Here is a 16,150-nt window from a genome sequence, read left to right on the forward strand (position 1 = left end):
CATACTGCATCTTTGTTTTCACGGCACCCGTCTTTACACGCTGTTTCCGCTGGACGGATCGAACAGCGATACCCGGGCCGCATCGATCGCGAAGCGCACGCGCTGGCCCGCGGCCATCGGGCGCGGCTCGTGCACCAGGCTGGATAAGGCGTGCCCGCCGCAATCGAGCCAGACCACCTGGTGGTTCCCCATCGGCTCCACCAGGGTGACCAGGGCTTCGAGCGGGCCGTCGTCGCGGATCCGCAGGTGCTCGGGACGCGCGCCCAGGGTCGCCGCGCCGGGCAGTGCGCGGGTTTCCAGGAGCGGAAGCACGAGCGCCCCGGCGCGGAAACACCCGTGGAGGTCGACCTCGCCCTCGATGAAGTTCATCGAGGGCGAACCCAGGAAGCCCGCCACGAAGCGGTTCGCGGGACGCTCGTAGACCTCGCACGGGGTGCCGATCTGCTGGATGCGCCCGCCCTGCATCACCACGATGCGGGTGGCCAGGGTCATCGCCTCGGCCTGGTCGTGGGTCACGTAGATCATGGTGGACCCTAGCGTCTGGTGCAGCATCTTCAGTTCGCGCCGCAGCTCGGTGCGCAGCTTGGCGTCCAGGTTCGACAGCGGTTCGTCGAACAGGTAGACGCCGGCCTCGCGCACCAGGGCGCGCCCGATCGCCACACGCTGGCGCTGGCCGCCCGAGAGCTGGGCCGGCTTGCGGTCCAGCAGGGCGTCGAGCTGCAGCATGGCGGCGGCGCGTCCCACGCGGCGCTGGATCTCGGCCTTCGGCGCGCCCGCGATGCGCAGGCCGAAGGACATGTTCTTCTCGACCGTCATGGTCGGGTACAGCGCATACGACTGGAACACCATGCCGATCCCGCGCTCGCTCGGGTCGGCATGGCTCATGTCGCGCCCGCCGATCTCGATCGCGCCGCCGGACAGGTCGATCAGGCCGGCGATGCTGTGCAGCAGGGTCGACTTGCCGCAGCCCGACGGCCCGAGCAGGACCAGGAACTCGCCCGGCTCCACCTGCAGGTCGAGGTCGCGGATGATCTCGTTGCTGCCGCGGGTGATGCACAGTTTGCGCAGATGGACGTTCGACATGCGTTCAGCCTTTCACGGCGCCGGCGGCGATGCCGCGCACGAACCAGCGTCCGGAGATGAAGTAGATCGCCAGCGGCAGCGCCGCCGTCAGGATGGTCGCGGCCATGTTCACGTTGTACAGGCGCGTGCCGGTGGTGGTGTTGATCACGTTGTTGAGCTGGACCGTCATCGGCAGGTTGTCGCGCCCGGCGAACACCAGGCCCAGGATGTAGTCGTTCCACACGCCGGTCACCTGCATGATCGCCGCCACCACGATGATGGGCAGCGACATCGGCAGCATCACCTGTAGAAAGATGCGCCAGAAGCCGCCGCCGTCGACCCGCGCGGCCTGGAACAGCTCGTGCGGCACCGAGGCGTAGTAGTTGCGGAACAGGAGGGTCATCACCGGCATGCCGAAGATGCAGTGCACCAGCACGATGGCGGGCAAGGAGCCGAACAGGCCGGCCTTGGCCATCATCCACACCAGCGGATAGATCATCACCTGCACCGGGATGAAGGCGCCCGCCATCAGCACGCCGAACAGCAGGTTGGCGAAGCGCGGGCGCCAGAACGACAGCGCGTAGCCATTGACCGCGCCGATCAGGATCGGCAGCAAGGTAGAGGGCACGGTGATCGCCACCGAATTCCAGAAGCCGCCGCTGACCTGGTCCCAGGCGCTGCGCCACGGGTCCAGGGTCGCCTGCAGCGGTAGCGCCAGCACGCTGCCCATGCGGATCTCGTCCATCGTCTTGAACGAGGTGGTGATCATCACGTACAGCGGCAGCAGGAAGAACAGTGCCGCGCCGAACAGGAAGGCATAGACGCCGATACGCGCGGCGTTGATGCGGCGGCGGCGAGGGCGGACTGTATCGGGCGACGTAGGCAGGGCGGCGGCCATCGTGGGTGCGCTGGAGTGGTTCATGCGTGCTGCCTCCTTGCCCGGGCATAGGCATAGGGCGCCAGCACGGCCAGCACCGGGATCAGCATCGTCACCGCGCCGGCCGAGGCCAGGCCGATGTTCGAGCGCAGGAACAGGTGGTCCATGATGAACTTGGCCGGCACCTCGCTGGCGATACCGGGCCCGCCTTGCGTCATGGCGACCACGGCGTCGTAGAGCTTGACGACGGCGGTGGAGAGCAGCAGGAACACGGTGGCGATCGTCGGCCCCAGCATCGGCAGCACGATCGACAGGTACACGCGCCAGGGCGGAATGCCGTCCAGCCGGGCCGCCTTCCAGATCTCGGGATCGATGCCGCGCAGGCCGGCCAGCATCAGCGCCATCACCAGGCCCGAGGCCTGCCACACGGTGGCGATGACGATCGTGTAGACCGCCATGTCCTGGTCGATGATCCATTCGAAGCGGAAGTCCGTGAAGCCCAGCTGCCGGATCGCGCCTTCGATGCCCTTGCCGGGCGTGAGCAGCCATTGCCAGACCAGGCCGGTGGCGATGAAGGACATCGCATAGGGATAGAGGAAGACCGTGCGCAGCACACCTTCGCCGCGCACGTGCTGGTCGATGAACACGGCCAGCAGGAAGCCGATGAGCATGCAGGCCAGGACGAACAGCACGCCGTACACGGCCAGGTTGTTCATCGAGATCAGCCAGCGCTCGTTGTCGAACAGGCGCACGTACTGGGCCAGGCCGATCCACTTCTCGGACGGGAAGGTGCGCGAGGCGGTGAACGAGGTGCGCAGGGTCCACAGCGCCGCGCCCACGTAGGCGAACAGCACCGTCAGCGCCATCGGCAGCAGCGCGGCGTGCGGGGTCAATTTGTGCAGGCGGCGAACGAGCATGGCGTCAGTATTTGAGGGCGTTGGCGATGCTGCGCTGGACCTTCTCCACCGCGATGTTCATGTTCCAGTAGGCCGTGAGGATATCCTGCAGGGCGCCGTTCTGGTCCGGAGTCAGATACACCTCGCTGACGCCGAGCTGGCGCGAGCGGTCCTTGATGATCTCGATGCCCTTCCGGGCGCACATGTCGAGCGTGGAGACATCGACGTCGGTGCGCACCGGGATCGAGCCCTTCAGTTTACTGAAGCTGACCTGCAGCTCCGGCTGGGCGACCACGCCGGCCAGCAGGTTCTGGGCTTTCACCGCCGCCGGGTCCTCGGTACGCGGGAAGACAAAGACGTCGCCCTGGATCAGGTAGGGACTGGCCGCGCCCAGGCCGGCGATGCAGCCGTAGTGCTGGCCCGCGACCTGCTGCGCATTGGTGAATTCGCCCTTGGCCCAGTCGCCCATGATCTGGAAGCCCGCCTTGCCGCTGATGACCATGGCGGTGGCGTCGTTCCAGTTGCGGCCCGGGGAGTTCGGATCGACATAGGCTTTCAGGCGCTTGAAGGTTTGTAGGATCTGGCGGAAGGCCGGCGAATTCAGGGTGGCCTGGTCGCGGTCGCGCAGCACTTTCAGATACATCTCGCGGCCGCCCATGTTGGCCAGCACCGCCGAGAACAGGATGGTCTCCTGCCAGGACTGGCCGCCGTGGGCGAGGGGAACGATGCCGGCCGCCTTCAGCTTGTCGAGGGCGGCGAAGAATTCGGGCATGCTGGCCGGTTCCTTCGCAATGCCGGCCTTCTGGAAGGCGGCCTTCGAATACCAGATCCAGGTCTGCATGTGGATGTTCAGCGGCACCGCGTAATAGTGGCCGCCCACTTTGATCACATCGACGATGGGCGCCGGCAGGATCTGGTCCCAGTTGTGGGCGCGGGCGACGCTGTCGACGTTGTTCAGCATGTCCTGCTCGATCACGTCGAGGAACTGCTTGGAGGTGTTGAACTGGGCCGCGGTGGGCGGATTGCCGCCGACGATGCGGTTGATGGTGACGGCGCGCGACTGGTCGCCGCCTGCGATCGCGGTATCGACCCAGATGCCGCCGGCATTGCGGTAGGCCTGGGCGACCTGCTTCACGGCAGCCGATTCGCCGCCCGAGGTCCACCAATGGATGACTTCCGCCCTGGGGGCGGTGGCTTGCGCCGCTTGAACTGCCGGCGCGGATGCGGCGACGCACAGCCAGGCGCAGGCTGCGGCCAGAATGCGTGCTGTGGACATCGTGTCTCCGTTCTCCGCCATTGTTTTTCTGGAACGTTGGAAACGTTACCATTGGCTTTGATCCGACTATAGCACTGGGTCAAATGGCGGTCAAACAAATATTGCAGTTAGGGATTTTGGCACAGGTTTGCTGTGTTTAAGGAAACTTTTGGTTGTGGTGCGGGGATACAACGACTGGCAGGTATGCGTTTTCATCATGGGCCTATTCAAGGCTTTCATACGTTTATCTTATGAAATTCTTGGTATGCATTCGATGTCGATATAACTTACAGATTCCTAGACGCAATAGGATGAATCGCTTAAAAATCAGTCACTTATCGAAGTGGCATCGATTTTGCTATCACGGCATTCTGATTTCCGGGGACGCCGTAAATACGAAGGGTGTGAACCTTGGAAAGACGTGCACTGGTCTGAAAGCGGTATTCGTGTCGAAGTATGCCTAACCAATACTTGGTTTGGCATGTTATTTGACTTTGAGGGCCGTTCAAGATCCTCTCTCGACAACAATACTAAGGGGTGTCAAATGAAAAACCTGTTTATCGCTGCAGTTTCCGTCGCCGTCCTGTCCGCTTGCGCAAGCCGGCCGGAAAGCATTGCCGCATCTTATGTTTCGCACGAAAAGTACAGCGGCATCGACTGCGTGCAACTCTCGACCTACCTGAGCGACGCGCGTGCCGGTCTGCAAAAGGTCTCCGCCATGCAGGACTCGAAAGCCAACATGGATGCCGCGACGGTCTTCCTGGCCCTGGTCCCGGCCAGCAAGCTGACCGGTGACCATGCGGCCGATGTGGCGAAGTTCAAAGGAGAGGTCGAAGCGATCGAGACGGCCCAGATCAGGAAGGGCTGCAAGGCTGCGAAAGTCGCGTGAAATTCTGGTCCGTAAAAACAAAAAGCCCGACCGGTGGTTGGGCTTTTTCTATTTCACACTTTCGAAGATGGTGCCGACTGCAGGACTCGAACCCGCCACCTGATGATTACAAATCAACTGCTCTACCTGATGAGCTAAGTCGGCTACTGATCGGTGTGATCGTTAGGGCAACAATTATACCCTTATTTGATGCGGGTCAGCGTCGGACGTCCGCCTTTCTTCGGCGGCTCGTTGTCGTCGTCCGGCCCGGTGGTGGCCGGTTCCGGCGCGGCGGCAGGCTCGCCCGCGCCATTCGGCACCGCCGACAAGGAGGGCGACGCAGCCTCGGCCGGCGCGGAGGCGGGCGCCTCGGAGGCGGTCGTGCTCACCTCGAACGCCATCCCCTGGCCATTCTCGTTCGCGTAAATCGCCAGCACGTTCTGCACCGGGATATACAGCTCGCGCGACACGCCGTTGAAACGGGCGCGGAAGTGGATGGCGTCGTTGTCCATCTTCAGCCCCGAGGTGGCGCCGTAGCTGATGTTCAGGATGATCTCACCCTTGCGCACGTATTCCATCGGCACCGTTGTGGCGGCATCGACCTTGACTGCAAGGTAAGGCGTGTAGCCGCTGTCGGTGCACCATTCGTAAATGGCGCGCAACAGATAGGGTTTGGTGGAGATCTCTGCCATTGCTGTGTTATCAAAAGGATATTGATATGTACGTGTCCAGTGTAGCGGATTCCTCTGCGGGCGTCCGGTTTCCGGCGCGTATCGGGCGAAGGACGCGGGAGGAACCATGCCTCCCGCCACGCCATTAGCGGCGCATCACCTTCTCGGACGGGGTCAGCGCCTCGATGTAGGCCGGACGCGAGAAGATGCGCTCGGCGTATTTCATCAGCGGGGCCGCGGTCTTCGACAGCTCGATGCCGTAGTGGTCCAGGCGCCACAGCAGCGGAGCGATCGCGACGTCCAGCATCGAGAACTCGTCGCCCAGCATATACTTGTTCTTCAGGAACAGCGGCGCCAGGGTGGTCAGGCGGTCGCGGATTTCGGCTCTAGCCTTGTCGTGGTTCTTGTCGTTGGTCTTGTTGCGCTCGCTTTCCAGCGTGTGCACGTGGACGAACAGTTCTTTCTCGAAGTTGAACAGCATCAGGCGGGCGCGCGCGCGCATCAGCGGGTCGGCCGGCATCAGCTGCGGGTGCGGGAAGCGCTCGTCGATGTATTCGTTGATGATGTTCGATTCGTACAGGATCAGTTCGCGCTCGACCAGGATCGGGACCTGGCCGTAGGGGTTCATGGTCGAGATGTCTTCCGGCTTGTTGAACAGGTCGACGTCGCGCACCTCGAAGTCCATGCCCTTTTCGAACAGGACCAGGCGGCAGCGTTGGGAGAACGGGCACGTGGTGCCGGAGTAGAGAACCATCATGGTTTATCGTTCCTTAAGAAACAAAGGGTGAGCGCAAAGCGTCTCACCCCGAAAAATGATTGCCCGTATTATAGCCAACCGGGCAATGAAAGCGAATTACTTCACTTCTTTCCAGTACGATGCCTTCAAACGCCAGGCCAGGAAAGCGAAGACCGACATGAACAGCAGCACGATCACGCCCAGGCGCTTGCGCTGTTCCTGGGCCGGCTCGGCCATCCAGCTCAGGTAGGCCACCAGGTCGGCGGTCGCGGCGTCGAAGTCGCGGCTGCTCATGCTGCCCGGCGCCACTTGTTCGAAGCCGGCGAACTTGTGGATCATCTTGCTGGCATCATGCGGGTCTTTTTCCTCGACGAACTTGGCCGTGCGCACACCTTGGAGCTGCCACATCACGTGCGGCATCGCCACGTTCGGCACCACCATGTTGTTCCAGCCGGTCGGGCGGGTGTCGTCCTTGTAGAAGGTGCGCAGGTAGGTGTACAGGTAGTCGGCGCCCGTGCCGGCCGGCGAGGACTTGGCGCGCGCGATCACCGACAGGTCCGGCGGCACCGCGCCGAACCAGGCTTTCGCGTCGTCCGGGCGCAGGGCCGTCGTCATCATGCCGCCCACCTTGTCCTGCGAGAACAGCAGGTTGTTCTTGATCTGCTCTTCGGTCAAGCCCAGGTCGCGCAGGCGGTTGTAGCGCATCGCCGAGGCCGAGTGGCAGTTCAGGCAGTAGTTGACGAACAGCTTGGCGCCGTTCTGCAGCGACGTCAGCTCGTGGCGCTCAGGCGCGGGTTCCAGCGGAAAGCCGCCTTCCGCGGCGAATACCAGTCCCGGCACCAGGGCCAGGACCGCCATCAGTTTCTTCGCAAATTTCATGTGATGTCCTTGTGCTCTTGATGTCGATCAGTGCGCCGCATAGCTCACGCGGGTAGGCACCGGCTTGAATGCGCCCATGGTGCTCCACCAGGGCATCAGCAGGAAGAACGCAAAGTAGGCCAGGGTGCACACTTGCGAGATGATCGTGAAGGCCGGGGTCGGCAGCTGGGTGCCCAGGTAGCCCAGGGTCACGAAGACGACCGCGAACACGATGTACAGGGTGCTGTGCCAGCTCGGGCGGTAGCGCAGCGACTTGGCCGGCGAGTGGTCGAGCCATGGCAGGAAGGCCAGGATCACGACCGAGGTGCCGAACAGGACCACGCCCCAGAACTTCGCTTCCAGCACCTGCGGCAGCATGCCGACGATCATCACCAGGCCGATCACGGCGATGATGATCTTGGTGCGGTAGGCCAGGCGCGACTTGAGCCAGATGAACACGACGTAGGCGGCGATCGCGGCCATCAGCACGTACATGAAGTCGGCGGTCGTGGCGCGCAGCACCGAGTAGAACGGCGTGAAGTACCAGGTCGGCGCGATATGCGGCGGGGTCTTCATCGAGTCGGCCGGCAGGAAGTTGTTGTATTCCAGGAAGTAGCCGCCCATTTCAGGCGCGAAGAACACCACGGCCGAGAACAGCAGCAGGAACACGGCCACGCCGTAGATGTCCTTGACGGTGTAGTAGGGATGCGACGGGATGCTGTCCACCGGATGGCCGTCCGGGCCCAGGTTTTCCTTCACTTCGATGCCGTCCGGGTTGTTCGAGCCGACTTCGTGCAGCGCGATCAGGTGGGCGGCAACCAGGCCCAGCAGCACCAGCGGCAGGGCGATGACGTGGAAGGCGAAGAAGCGGTTCAGGGTCGCGTCCGACACCACGTAGTCGCCGCGGATCCACAGCGACAGGTCAGGACCGATGACCGGGATCGCACCGAACAGGTTGACGATCACCTGGGCGCCCCAGTACGACATCTGGCCCCATGGCAGCAGGTAGCCGAAGAAGGCTTCCGCCATCAGGCACAGGAAGATCGCGAAGCCGAACAGCCAGATCAGTTCGCGCGGCTTGCGGTAGGAACCGTACATCAGCGCGCGCGCCATGTGCAGGTAGACCACGATGAAGAAGGCCGATGCGCCGGTCGAGTGCATGTAGCGCACCAGCCAGCCCCAGGGCACTTCGCGCATGATGTATTCGACCGAGCCGAACGCCAGGTTGGCGTCGGGCTTGTAGTGCATGGTCAGGAAGATACCGGTGACGATCTGCAGCACCAGCACCAGCATGGCCAGCGAGCCGAACAGATACCAGGTATTGAAATTCTTGGGCGCGTAATACTTGCCCCATTGGTCGTTCCACAGCTTCGAGAGCGGGAAGCGGTCGTCCACCCAGGCCAGGGCCTTGTGGCCGGCCGGTGCGCTTGCGGGAAGCTTTGTCTCCTTGAATGCCATTTTTTATGCCTCGCCTTTCTCGTCTTTGCCGATGATCAGCTTGTTATCGGAGAGGTACATATACGGCGGCACGTCCATGTTGGTCGGCGCCGGCTTGTTCTGGAATACGCGTGCCGACAGGTCGAAGGTCGAACCGTGGCAAGGGCAGAGGAAGCCGCCCGGCCAGTTGTCCGGCAGGTTCGGCTGCGGGCCCGAGCTCAGGCGCGACGAGGGCGAACAGCCCAGGTGCGAGCAGATGCCCACGGTGACCAGCACTTCCTTGTGCTCGGCGCGCGCGCGATATGGATTCTTGGCGTATTCCGGCATCGGCAGCTGGAATACCTTCTCGGAGGCCGGATCGGCGAGTTCGCCTTCGACCTTGGTGAGGGTGGCCATCATTTCCGGCGTACGGCGCAAGATCCAGACCGGCTTGCCGCGCCATTCCACCACTTTCATTTCACCCGGCTTGACGTCGGAAATATCGACCTCCACCGGTGCCCCTGCGGCTTTCGCGCGCTCGGATGGCTGGAAGGTGCTCACCAGGGCTCCCGCCGTGGATACACCTACTACGCCGCCAGCCGCACATGTTGCGACCAGCAAGCCTCGGCGGCCTGGATCGACCTGCTTCTCATTACTCATACCAACCCCACTCCGTGAAAATACGAAACTAAAGAATCAATAAAGAGCTTCCAGCAACACAAAATTATATGTGAATGGCAATACCGATTGGAAAAAAATTATCAACGGTACACAGTTCCACGAAACGCCCGTGCCAGCCGCACTATGACAACAGGGGTGCGGCGTCCGTTCGCCGAAGGCTTGCGGTATCATGCAATCGCTTGTCTCAACAACAATGAAGGGATGCTCCAATGGGGATGATGAAAGAGTTCAAGACATTTGCGATGCGCGGCAATGTGGTCGACCTGGCCGTGGGTGTCATCATCGGCGGCGCCTTCGGCAAGATTGTCGATTCGCTGGTGCAGGACATCATCATGCCGCCGATCGGCAAACTGTTCGGCGGCCTCGATTTCGCCAGTTATTACCTTCCGCTCAATGGCCAAGCCTATAACTTACCACTGGTGGAGGCCAAGAAGGCAGGTGCAGTGTTGGCATATGGTAACTTCTTGACTATATTGCTCAACTTTATCCTCCTGGCATTCGTCATCTTCCAGATGGTCAAGATGATCAACCGCCTGCGCGGCCCCGCCCCGGAAGCCTCGCCCACGCCGGCCCAGACGGCCGAAGAAATCCTGCTGCTGCGCGAGATCCGCGATTCCTTAAGGCGCTAAGGCGTATGAAAGACGGCGAACTTCCCGTGGTGCCGCGCACAAGCGTCTTCAAGCGCCTGTGGATGCTGTTCGCCCAGGCGGTCACCGTCGCGCTCGCTGTCTACCTCGTGGTGGCGGCCTTCAGGCCGGCCTGGCTGGAAGAAAAACCCGAGCCGGTCAGCGTGGGCAGCCCCGGCAAACCGGTACCCATGCTGCAGGCGCCGCCGCGTGCGCCCGGCGGCAGCTACCGGGAAGCGGCCGCCAGGGCCATGCCCACGGTCGTCAACATCTTCACCAGCAAGGCCACGCGCCAGGCCCATCCGCTGCTGAAGGATCCATTCTTCCGCCGCTTCTTCGGCGACCGCATGCCGCCGGAAGAGCAGTTGGCCAGCCTGGGCTCGGGCGTGATCGTCAGCGCCGACGGCTATATCCTGACCAATAACCACGTGGTCGAGGGCGCCGACGCCATCGAGGTCGGCCTGGCGGACGGGCGCAAGGTGGCGGCGCGCATCGTCGGCCTCGACCCGGAAACCGACCTGGCCGTGATCCGCATCGCCGCGCGCGACCTGCCGGTGATGGTGCTGGGCGACCCCGAGCAGGCGCGTGTGGGCGACGTGGTGCTGGCCATCGGCAATCCCTTCGGCGTCGGCCAGACCGTCACCCTGGGCATCATTTCCGCGCTGGGCCGCAACAACCTGCACATCAATCACTTCGAAAATTTCATCCAGACCGACGCCGCGATCAACTTCGGCAACTCGGGCGGGGCCCTCGTCGATACCAATGGGCACCTGCTGGGCATCAATTCCGCGATCTATTCCCAGACCGGCGGCTCGGTCGGCATCGGCTTCGCGATACCCGTGTCCACCGCCAAGACCGTGCTCGACTCCATCGTCAAGCATGGCCAGGTGGTGCGCGGCTGGATCGGCATCGAGTCCCAGGACATCACGCCCGAGCTGGCCGACAGCTTCGGCCTGGCGCGCTCGAGCGGCGCGATCATCGCCGGCGTGGTGCGCGGCGGGCCGGCCGACCGCGCCGGCATCCAGCCGGGCGACATCCTGGTGGCGGTGGGCGGCAAGCCGGTGGGCTCGACCAACGACATGCTCAACCTGATCGCCCAGCTCGCTCCCGGCTCCAAGGCCCAGATGACCATCCTGCGCAAGAGCCGCGAGTCCACCCTCGGCGTGACGGTGGGCCGCCGCCCGCGCCAGGTTCCCTGAATTTTTTTCCCGACACTCCATGCACCTGCGTGACCTGACGCAATACCTGAACGAACTCAGCGAGAACAACAACCGCCCCTGGTTCCTGTGGAACAAGCCGCGCTACGACATCCTGCGTACCGAATTCGTGGAGACGGTCACCGAGCTGATCCGCGAAATGGCGAAGTTCGACAAGGCGATCGCCGCCTGCGATCCGAAGAAGGCGGTGTTCCGCTTCCAGCGCGACACCCGCTTCGCCAAGGACAAGACGCCCTATAAGACCCACTTCGCGGCCGGGATCGCGCCCAACAACAAGCGCAAGCCGAGCGACGGCGCCGGGCCGACCTATTACTTCCACATCGAGCGCAACGGCAAGCTGCTGTTCGGCGCGGGAGAATACATCCCGCCGGCGGCGCGCCTGAAGGCGATCCGCCAGCACGTGGTCAACGATGCGCCGGGTTTCGCCAAAATGTTGAAGAATAAGCATCTCCGCGCCACCTACGGCGACCTGCGCCACGACGAGGGCAAGCTGCAGCGGCCGCCGAAGGGTTTCGATCCGGAGCATCCGCTGGTCGACTACCTCAAGCTGAAAAGCTTTTTCGTGTGGATCGAGGTGGACCTGGCCGTGAACGAGCCGGACAAGCTGGTGCCGCAGCTGGCAAGCGGATTCAAGGATGCCTTCGCGCTGGTGACCTGGCTGCGCGGAGTGCCGGAGAACATCGACGAGTCATAGGGAAGGAGGGCGACATGGCCTTGCAACACGCAGTATCGGGGGAGCGGATCGCGCTGGAGCGCGGAGACGACGACATCGCCCATTTCACGTCCGTGGCCCTGGTCAAGACCGAGCACATGGAACTGATGCGCCTGGTGGTGCCGAAGGAACGGCCGATCCCCGAGCACCGCGTGGAAGGGGAGGTGACCATCCTCTGCCTCGAAGGCGAGCTCGCGGTCGATGCGCACGGGCGCACCACGGCGCTCAAGCCGAACGAGATGGTGTATCTGGCGGGCGGGGAGCCGCATACGATTCGCGCCGTGAAGGACGCGGTGGCGCTGATGACGATCTTGATGGGGCCCGTCAGGACGGGTGGGCCGACCAATGATCCGCGCGGGGCGGCGAGCTGATACGTTGTTGGTGCGCTGAGAAACTTGGGTCCCCGCCTGCGCGGGGATGACGTTTACAAGGTGCGTGCCACAACATTTGCGCTGGCCTGCTGCCCTCAGACGTCATCCCCGCGCAGGCGGGGACCCAAGTTTGCCCGAGCAGCCAACAGCTTAAACATTAAGCGAGTTCCACCCTCGGATCCCGCGCCAGCAACCGCGCCGCCATCTCGGTCGCCGCGACCCCATCGAACAGCACCCCGGCCACCGCCTCCGTAATCGGCATCTCCACCCCCATCCTGTGCGCCAGCTCGCGCACCGACTTCGCACACGGCACGCCTTCGGCCACATGCCCCAGCTCGGCCACGATGGTATCCAGCGCCTTGCCCTGGGCCAGCGCCAGCCCCACGCGCCGGTTGCGCGACAGGTCGCCGGTGCAGGTCAGGATCAAATCGCCCATTCCCGTCAGCCCCATGAAGGTGCCCGGCTGCGCCCCCAGCGCCACGCCCAGGCGGGTGATCTCGGCCAGCCCGCGGGTGATGAGGGCGGCGCGTGCGTTCAGCCCCATGCCCAGGCCGTCGGCCGTGCCGGTGGCGATCGCCATCACGTTCTTGACCGCGCCGCCGACCTCGACGCCCACCAGGTCGTCGCAGGCGTAGACGCGCAGGTTGCCGCCGTGGACCGCGGCCACCACACGCTCGCGCAGCTCGGCCGACTCGGAGGCCACCGACAGCGCGCAGGGCAGGCCGCGCGCCACTTCCTGGGCGAAGGAGGGGCCGGACAGGGCGGCGCCGGGGACAGGATGTTCCCCCTGAGCGCCCAGCACCTCGGCCATCACCTGGTGCGGCAGCAGGCCGGTGCCGGCCTCGAAGCCCTTGCACAGCCAAACCACGTTCGGGACCGCGCGGCCGCGCAGCTGTTCCAGCAGCGGGCGCAGGCCGGCCACCGGGCAGGCCGCGATCAGGAGCGGCGCCTCGTCCGGGCGTGCGTCGATCACGTGCGCCAGCGCGGCCTCGAAGTCGCTGCCCACGCGCAGGGAAGCCGGCAGCGGGTGGCCCGGCAGGTAGGCGTTTTCGCGCGCGGCCTCGGTGTCGCGCATCTGCTGCGGGTTGCGGCCCCACAGCAGCACGTCGTGGCGCGCGGCGAGCGCGATCGCGACCGCGGTGCCCCAGGCGCCGGCGCCGAGGATGGTGATCTTGGAGGGGTGTTTGTCGTGTTGCATGGAATCCTAGGAAGGAATCACAGGCCCCAGATGTCGGAAGCCTTGATGTAGCCGACGATGCCGTCCCGGTGGCGCACGCGCGCCCAGGTGACGGCGTTCGGATCGACCAGTTCGAGCAGCACACCCTTGTCCGCGGTCATCAGGACCTGGGAGGTGTCGCTGGGCTCGGTGAAGACGCGTGCTCCCGGCACGCGCACCAGCACGTTGCGGCGGGCGGACAGGCCCTTGGACTGGGTCCAGGCCACGTCGCCGTTCATGTCGCGCACCTTGACCCACTCGCCATAGCTGAGCATGACCTGGACCGGCATGCCGGCGGGCGCCACGTACAGCTTGTTGCCCTTGGCGGAAGGGGTGTCGTACAGGATGGCCATGGGCGCGCCGACCGTCTTGAAATCGACGGCGAACGCACTCGAGGCTGCCATGAGGAGCATGCCTGCAAGAAGTCGGGAATAGATCATGGCGGGCCTGGGTGTTACGTGAACCGCGTCGTGAGGCAGGAGCGGGCGCCGCACAGCGCGGCGCCCGCGGGAGAACAGCTTATTGTGCCGGTGCGGCGGCAGCCTGGGCCATGGCGGCCTGGCGCTGCTGGTAGAAGGCTTCGAAGTTGATCTCGGCCAGGTGGACCGGCGGGAAACCGGCGCGGCTGATCACGTCGGCGATGTTGGCGCGCAGGTACGGGTAGATGATGTTCGGGCAGCCGATGCCCAGCAGCGGATCCATCTGCTCGGCCGGGATGTTGCGGGCTTCGAAGATGCCAGCCTGCTTGCCTTCGACCAGGAAGGCGACCTTGTCCTTGAGCTTGGCGGTGACGGTGATGGTCACGGTCGACTCGTAGATGCCTTCGGCGATGCTTTCAGCGCCGACGTCCAGCGAGACTTCGATGCTCGGGGCTTCCTGCTCCAGGAAGATGCCCGGCGAGTTCGGTTGCTCCAGCGACATGTCTTTCAGGTAGACGCGTTGGATTTGGAATACTGGTTGCAGATTTTCGTCAGACATGGAACGCTTTCGTTGAAATTGTGAAGAACGGTCGTCCGTTCAGGGTGCATTGGTCAAACGCGATCACAATTGTATCAAAATCAATTTGGATGCAATAGCGGTTTGCCGGCACGTTGTAAACCCGTGTCCATACCGGCGTCATGGCCCGTAGGGTGGGCGGCTTCGCCGCCCATCCACCATCATTCGCCCTTGAGCATCGGATCCAGCCGCCCCGCCTGGTCGAGCGCATACAAATCGTCGAAACCGCCCACATGGGTCTCGCCCACGTAGATCTGCGGCACGGTGCGGCGCCCCGTGCGCTGCATCATGATCTGGCGCTGCTCCGGATCGAGATCGACGCGGATGCGTTCGATGTCTTTCACGCCCTTGGCTTCGAGCAGGCGCTCGGCGCGGACGCAATACGGGCAGGCGGCGGTATGGTAAAGAACGACGTGTGCGGTCATGATGCTTCCTTCCTGAACAGGTTTATTTGGTCAGCGGCAAGCCGGCCGCGCTCCATGCCGCCAGGCCGCCCTCGAGCGCATGCGCGTCCTCGAAGCCGGCGGCGGCAAGCTGGCGCGCCGCCTTGTCGGCACGGGAACCGTTCTGGTCCACGATGACGACGGGACGGCTCTTGGACTTCTCCAGCTCGCCGAGTCGATTGGCCAAGTCTGCCAGCGGAACGTGTTTGGCGTCGCGCACGTGGCCGGCCGCGAACTCGTCGGCGCTCCTCACGTCCAGCACGAGGGTCTTGCCGCGGTTGATCATCTGCGTGGCCTGCAGCGGCGACACGCGTTTACCACGCGGCGCCAGGGCCGGCCAGAGCAGGGCGCCGCCCGAAATCACGGCGATCGCTACGACGAAGATATTATCGAGAATGAAATTCACAAGGCTTCCAATGGTTGAACTGAATCGGCGCATTATAAAATAGAAGCCGGACCGGATATCTAACCACTCTTTTTTCGAAGATCAGCTTATGTACAAAATCGTATTCATGCGCCATGGCGAATCCACCTGGAACCTGGAAAACCGCTTCACCGGCTGGACCGACGTCGACCTGACCGAAAAAGGTATTGCCGAAGCGAAAGCCGCCGGCCGCGTTCTCAAGGAGGCCGGCTTCACCTTCGACATCGCCTACACCTCCGTGCTCAAGCGCGCGATCCGCACCCTGTGGCTGGCGCTGGACGAGATGGACATGATGTACCTGCCGATCAAGAACGACTGGCGCCTGAACGAGCGCCACTACGGCGCCCTGCAGGGCCTGGACAAGGCGGAAACCGCCGCCAAGTTCGGCGACGAGCAGGTGCTGGTCTGGCGCCGCAGCTACGACACCCCGCCGCCGGCGCTGGAAGCGGGCGACGACCGCACCTCCTTCGGCGATCCGCGCTACGCCGGCCTCGACCAGTCCCAGATCCCGCTGACCGAATGCCTGAAGGACACCGTGGCGCGCGTGATGCCGGCCTGGGACGAGGAAATCGCCCCGGCCATCCGCGCCGGCAAGAACATCCTGATCTCGGCCCACGGCAACAGCCTGCGCGCCATCATCAAGATGCTGGACAACATCAGCGACACCGACATCGTCGGCCTGAACATCCCGAACGGCCAGCCGCTGGTGTATGAGCTGGACGCCGAGCTGAAGCCGATCAAGCACTACTACCTGGGCGACCAGGAAGCGATCGCCGCCGCCATGGCGGCCGTGGCCAACCAAGGGAAGGCGAAGTAAGGTCTTGC

At 63.8% G+C, this 16,150-nt stretch carries 20 protein-coding genes and 1 tRNA gene; 6 read left to right on the forward strand and 15 right to left on the reverse strand.

The window, feature by feature from the left end; all coding sequences use genetic code 11:
• Positions 1-33 precede the first annotated feature (33 nt).
• Genes V7778_RS01000 through V7778_RS01015 form a run of 4 tightly spaced genes read right to left on the reverse strand, consistent with a single transcriptional unit; the run spans position 34 to position 4,111 of the window.
• On the reverse strand, positions 34-1,083 hold the full coding sequence (locus V7778_RS01000) for an ABC transporter ATP-binding protein (protein WP_335551498.1): 1,050 nt from the start codon (positions 1,081-1,083) through the stop codon (positions 34-36).
• A 4-nt stretch (positions 1,084-1,087) separates the two neighbouring features.
• A complete protein-coding gene (locus tag V7778_RS01005; protein ID WP_442920675.1) occupies positions 1,088-1,984 on the reverse strand; it encodes a carbohydrate ABC transporter permease in 897 nt (298 codons plus the stop codon).
• Positions 1,981-2,856 carry a carbohydrate ABC transporter permease gene (locus V7778_RS01010; RefSeq protein WP_335551499.1) on the reverse strand — a complete coding sequence of 292 codons (876 nt, stop codon included), beginning with the start codon at positions 2,854-2,856 and terminating at the stop codon, positions 1,981-1,983. Before V7778_RS01010 ends, V7778_RS01005 begins: the two co-directional genes overlap by 4 nt.
• A gap of 4 nt (positions 2,857-2,860) precedes the next feature.
• Positions 2,861-4,111 carry an ABC transporter substrate-binding protein gene (locus tag V7778_RS01015; protein ID WP_335551500.1) on the reverse strand — a complete coding sequence of 417 codons (1,251 nt, stop codon included), beginning with the start codon at positions 4,109-4,111 and terminating at the stop codon, positions 2,861-2,863.
• A gap of 523 nt (positions 4,112-4,634) precedes the next feature.
• Between V7778_RS01015 and V7778_RS01020 the strand changes: the two genes are divergently transcribed.
• Entirely contained in the window at positions 4,635-4,979 is a 345-nt protein-coding gene (locus V7778_RS01020; RefSeq protein ID WP_335551501.1) for a hypothetical protein, read from the forward strand.
• Positions 4,980-5,047: 68 nt separating this feature from the next.
• Here V7778_RS01020 and V7778_RS01025 read toward each other — a convergent pair.
• The 6 genes from V7778_RS01025 to petA all read right to left on the reverse strand — a co-directional run bounded on the left by V7778_RS01025 (position 5,048) and on the right by petA (position 9,299).
• Positions 5,048-5,123, reverse strand: a tRNA-Thr gene (locus V7778_RS01025).
• A 38-nt stretch (positions 5,124-5,161) separates the two neighbouring features.
• On the reverse strand, positions 5,162-5,650 hold the full coding sequence (locus V7778_RS01030; protein ID WP_335551502.1) for a ClpXP protease specificity-enhancing factor: 489 nt from the start codon (positions 5,648-5,650) through the stop codon (positions 5,162-5,164).
• A gap of 124 nt (positions 5,651-5,774) precedes the next feature.
• Complete coding sequence (locus V7778_RS01035; RefSeq protein WP_211522107.1) at positions 5,775-6,386, reverse strand: glutathione S-transferase N-terminal domain-containing protein; 612 nt, start codon at positions 6,384-6,386, stop codon at positions 5,775-5,777.
• Between the two features lie 96 nt (positions 6,387-6,482).
• A complete protein-coding gene (locus tag V7778_RS01040; protein WP_335551503.1) occupies positions 6,483-7,244 on the reverse strand; it encodes a cytochrome c1 in 762 nt (253 codons plus the stop codon).
• A 27-nt stretch (positions 7,245-7,271) separates the two neighbouring features.
• Positions 7,272-8,681, reverse strand: coding sequence for a cytochrome b (locus tag V7778_RS01045; protein ID WP_335551504.1), 1,410 nt, complete (start codon positions 8,679-8,681; stop codon positions 7,272-7,274).
• 3 nt (positions 8,682-8,684) lie between these two features.
• Positions 8,685-9,299, reverse strand: a complete 615-nt coding sequence (petA, locus tag V7778_RS01050) for a ubiquinol-cytochrome c reductase iron-sulfur subunit (protein ID WP_211522104.1) — start codon at positions 9,297-9,299, stop codon at positions 8,685-8,687.
• Positions 9,300-9,529: 230 nt separating this feature from the next.
• Here petA and mscL point away from each other — a divergent pair, with 230 nt between their 5' ends.
• Genes mscL through V7778_RS01070 form a run of 4 tightly spaced genes read left to right on the forward strand, consistent with a single transcriptional unit; the run spans position 9,530 to position 12,246 of the window.
• Positions 9,530-9,949 carry a large conductance mechanosensitive channel protein MscL gene (mscL, locus tag V7778_RS01055; RefSeq protein WP_335551505.1) on the forward strand — a complete coding sequence of 140 codons (420 nt, stop codon included), beginning with the start codon at positions 9,530-9,532 and terminating at the stop codon, positions 9,947-9,949.
• 5 nt (positions 9,950-9,954) lie between these two features.
• Entirely contained in the window at positions 9,955-11,145 is a 1,191-nt protein-coding gene (locus tag V7778_RS01060; protein WP_335551506.1) for a Do family serine endopeptidase, read from the forward strand.
• A 19-nt stretch (positions 11,146-11,164) separates the two neighbouring features.
• Entirely contained in the window at positions 11,165-11,857 is a 693-nt protein-coding gene (locus V7778_RS01065; RefSeq protein ID WP_335551507.1) for a DUF2461 domain-containing protein, read from the forward strand.
• A 14-nt stretch (positions 11,858-11,871) separates the two neighbouring features.
• Positions 11,872-12,246 carry a cupin domain-containing protein gene (locus V7778_RS01070; RefSeq protein WP_335551508.1) on the forward strand — a complete coding sequence of 125 codons (375 nt, stop codon included), beginning with the start codon at positions 11,872-11,874 and terminating at the stop codon, positions 12,244-12,246.
• A gap of 157 nt (positions 12,247-12,403) precedes the next feature.
• On the opposite strand, the gene V7778_RS01075 is transcribed toward V7778_RS01070, so the two are convergent.
• The 5 genes from V7778_RS01075 to V7778_RS01095 all read right to left on the reverse strand — a co-directional run bounded on the left by V7778_RS01075 (position 12,404) and on the right by V7778_RS01095 (position 15,307).
• Complete coding sequence (locus V7778_RS01075) at positions 12,404-13,444, reverse strand: NAD(P)H-dependent glycerol-3-phosphate dehydrogenase (protein ID WP_335551509.1); 1,041 nt, start codon at positions 13,442-13,444, stop codon at positions 12,404-12,406.
• A 17-nt stretch (positions 13,445-13,461) separates the two neighbouring features.
• Positions 13,462-13,875, reverse strand: coding sequence for an SH3 domain-containing protein (locus V7778_RS01080; protein WP_335551510.1), 414 nt, complete (start codon positions 13,873-13,875; stop codon positions 13,462-13,464).
• 106 nt (positions 13,876-13,981) lie between these two features.
• On the reverse strand, positions 13,982-14,440 hold the full coding sequence (secB, locus tag V7778_RS01085; RefSeq protein ID WP_211522251.1) for a protein-export chaperone SecB: 459 nt from the start codon (positions 14,438-14,440) through the stop codon (positions 13,982-13,984).
• A gap of 179 nt (positions 14,441-14,619) precedes the next feature.
• Positions 14,620-14,883 carry a glutaredoxin 3 gene (gene grxC / locus V7778_RS01090; RefSeq protein ID WP_335551511.1) on the reverse strand — a complete coding sequence of 88 codons (264 nt, stop codon included), beginning with the start codon at positions 14,881-14,883 and terminating at the stop codon, positions 14,620-14,622.
• A gap of 22 nt (positions 14,884-14,905) precedes the next feature.
• Positions 14,906-15,307, reverse strand: coding sequence for a rhodanese-like domain-containing protein (locus tag V7778_RS01095; RefSeq protein ID WP_335551512.1), 402 nt, complete (start codon positions 15,305-15,307; stop codon positions 14,906-14,908).
• An 88-nt stretch (positions 15,308-15,395) separates the two neighbouring features.
• On the opposite strand from V7778_RS01095, the gene gpmA reads away from it, so the two are divergent.
• Positions 15,396-16,142, forward strand: a complete 747-nt coding sequence (gpmA, locus tag V7778_RS01100; RefSeq protein ID WP_335551513.1) for a 2,3-diphosphoglycerate-dependent phosphoglycerate mutase — start codon at positions 15,396-15,398, stop codon at positions 16,140-16,142.
• The last annotated feature ends 8 nt before the right edge of the window (positions 16,143-16,150 follow it).

This window comes from Massilia sp. DD77, assembly GCF_036961685.1.
GTDB lineage: Bacteria > Pseudomonadota > Gammaproteobacteria > Burkholderiales > Burkholderiaceae_D > Telluria.

Excerpts from the sequence above, each read along its gene's own strand:
- V7778_RS01000 (WP_335551498.1), bottom strand. The coding sequence starts at position 1,083 with ATGTCGAACGTCCATCTGCGCAAACTGTGCATCACCCGCGGCAGCAAC.
- V7778_RS01005 (WP_442920675.1), bottom strand. The coding sequence starts at position 1,984 with ATGAACCACTCCAGCGCACCCACGATGGCCGCCGCCCTGCCTACGTCG.
- V7778_RS01010 (WP_335551499.1), bottom strand. The coding sequence starts at position 2,856 with ATGCTCGTTCGCCGCCTGCACAAATTGACCCCGCACGCCGCGCTGCTG.
- V7778_RS01015 (WP_335551500.1), bottom strand. The coding sequence starts at position 4,111 with ATGTCCACAGCACGCATTCTGGCCGCAGCCTGCGCCTGGCTGTGCGTC.
- V7778_RS01020 (WP_335551501.1), top strand. The coding sequence starts at position 4,635 with ATGAAAAACCTGTTTATCGCTGCAGTTTCCGTCGCCGTCCTGTCCGCT.
- V7778_RS01030 (WP_335551502.1), bottom strand. The coding sequence starts at position 5,650 with ATGGCAGAGATCTCCACCAAACCCTATCTGTTGCGCGCCATTTACGAA.
- V7778_RS01035 (WP_211522107.1), bottom strand. The coding sequence starts at position 6,386 with ATGATGGTTCTCTACTCCGGCACCACGTGCCCGTTCTCCCAACGCTGC.
- V7778_RS01040 (WP_335551503.1), bottom strand. The coding sequence starts at position 7,244 with ATGAAATTTGCGAAGAAACTGATGGCGGTCCTGGCCCTGGTGCCGGGA.
- V7778_RS01045 (WP_335551504.1), bottom strand. The coding sequence starts at position 8,681 with ATGGCATTCAAGGAGACAAAGCTTCCCGCAAGCGCACCGGCCGGCCAC.
- petA (WP_211522104.1), bottom strand. The coding sequence starts at position 9,299 with ATGAGTAATGAGAAGCAGGTCGATCCAGGCCGCCGAGGCTTGCTGGTC.
- mscL (WP_335551505.1), top strand. The coding sequence starts at position 9,530 with ATGGGGATGATGAAAGAGTTCAAGACATTTGCGATGCGCGGCAATGTG.
- V7778_RS01060 (WP_335551506.1), top strand. The coding sequence starts at position 9,955 with ATGAAAGACGGCGAACTTCCCGTGGTGCCGCGCACAAGCGTCTTCAAG.
- V7778_RS01065 (WP_335551507.1), top strand. The coding sequence starts at position 11,165 with ATGCACCTGCGTGACCTGACGCAATACCTGAACGAACTCAGCGAGAAC.
- V7778_RS01070 (WP_335551508.1), top strand. The coding sequence starts at position 11,872 with ATGGCCTTGCAACACGCAGTATCGGGGGAGCGGATCGCGCTGGAGCGC.
- V7778_RS01075 (WP_335551509.1), bottom strand. The coding sequence starts at position 13,444 with ATGCAACACGACAAACACCCCTCCAAGATCACCATCCTCGGCGCCGGC.
- V7778_RS01080 (WP_335551510.1), bottom strand. The coding sequence starts at position 13,875 with ATGCTCCTCATGGCAGCCTCGAGTGCGTTCGCCGTCGATTTCAAGACG.
- secB (WP_211522251.1), bottom strand. The coding sequence starts at position 14,440 with ATGTCTGACGAAAATCTGCAACCAGTATTCCAAATCCAACGCGTCTAC.
- grxC (WP_335551511.1), bottom strand. The coding sequence starts at position 14,883 with ATGACCGCACACGTCGTTCTTTACCATACCGCCGCCTGCCCGTATTGC.
- gpmA (WP_335551513.1), top strand. The coding sequence starts at position 15,396 with ATGTACAAAATCGTATTCATGCGCCATGGCGAATCCACCTGGAACCTG.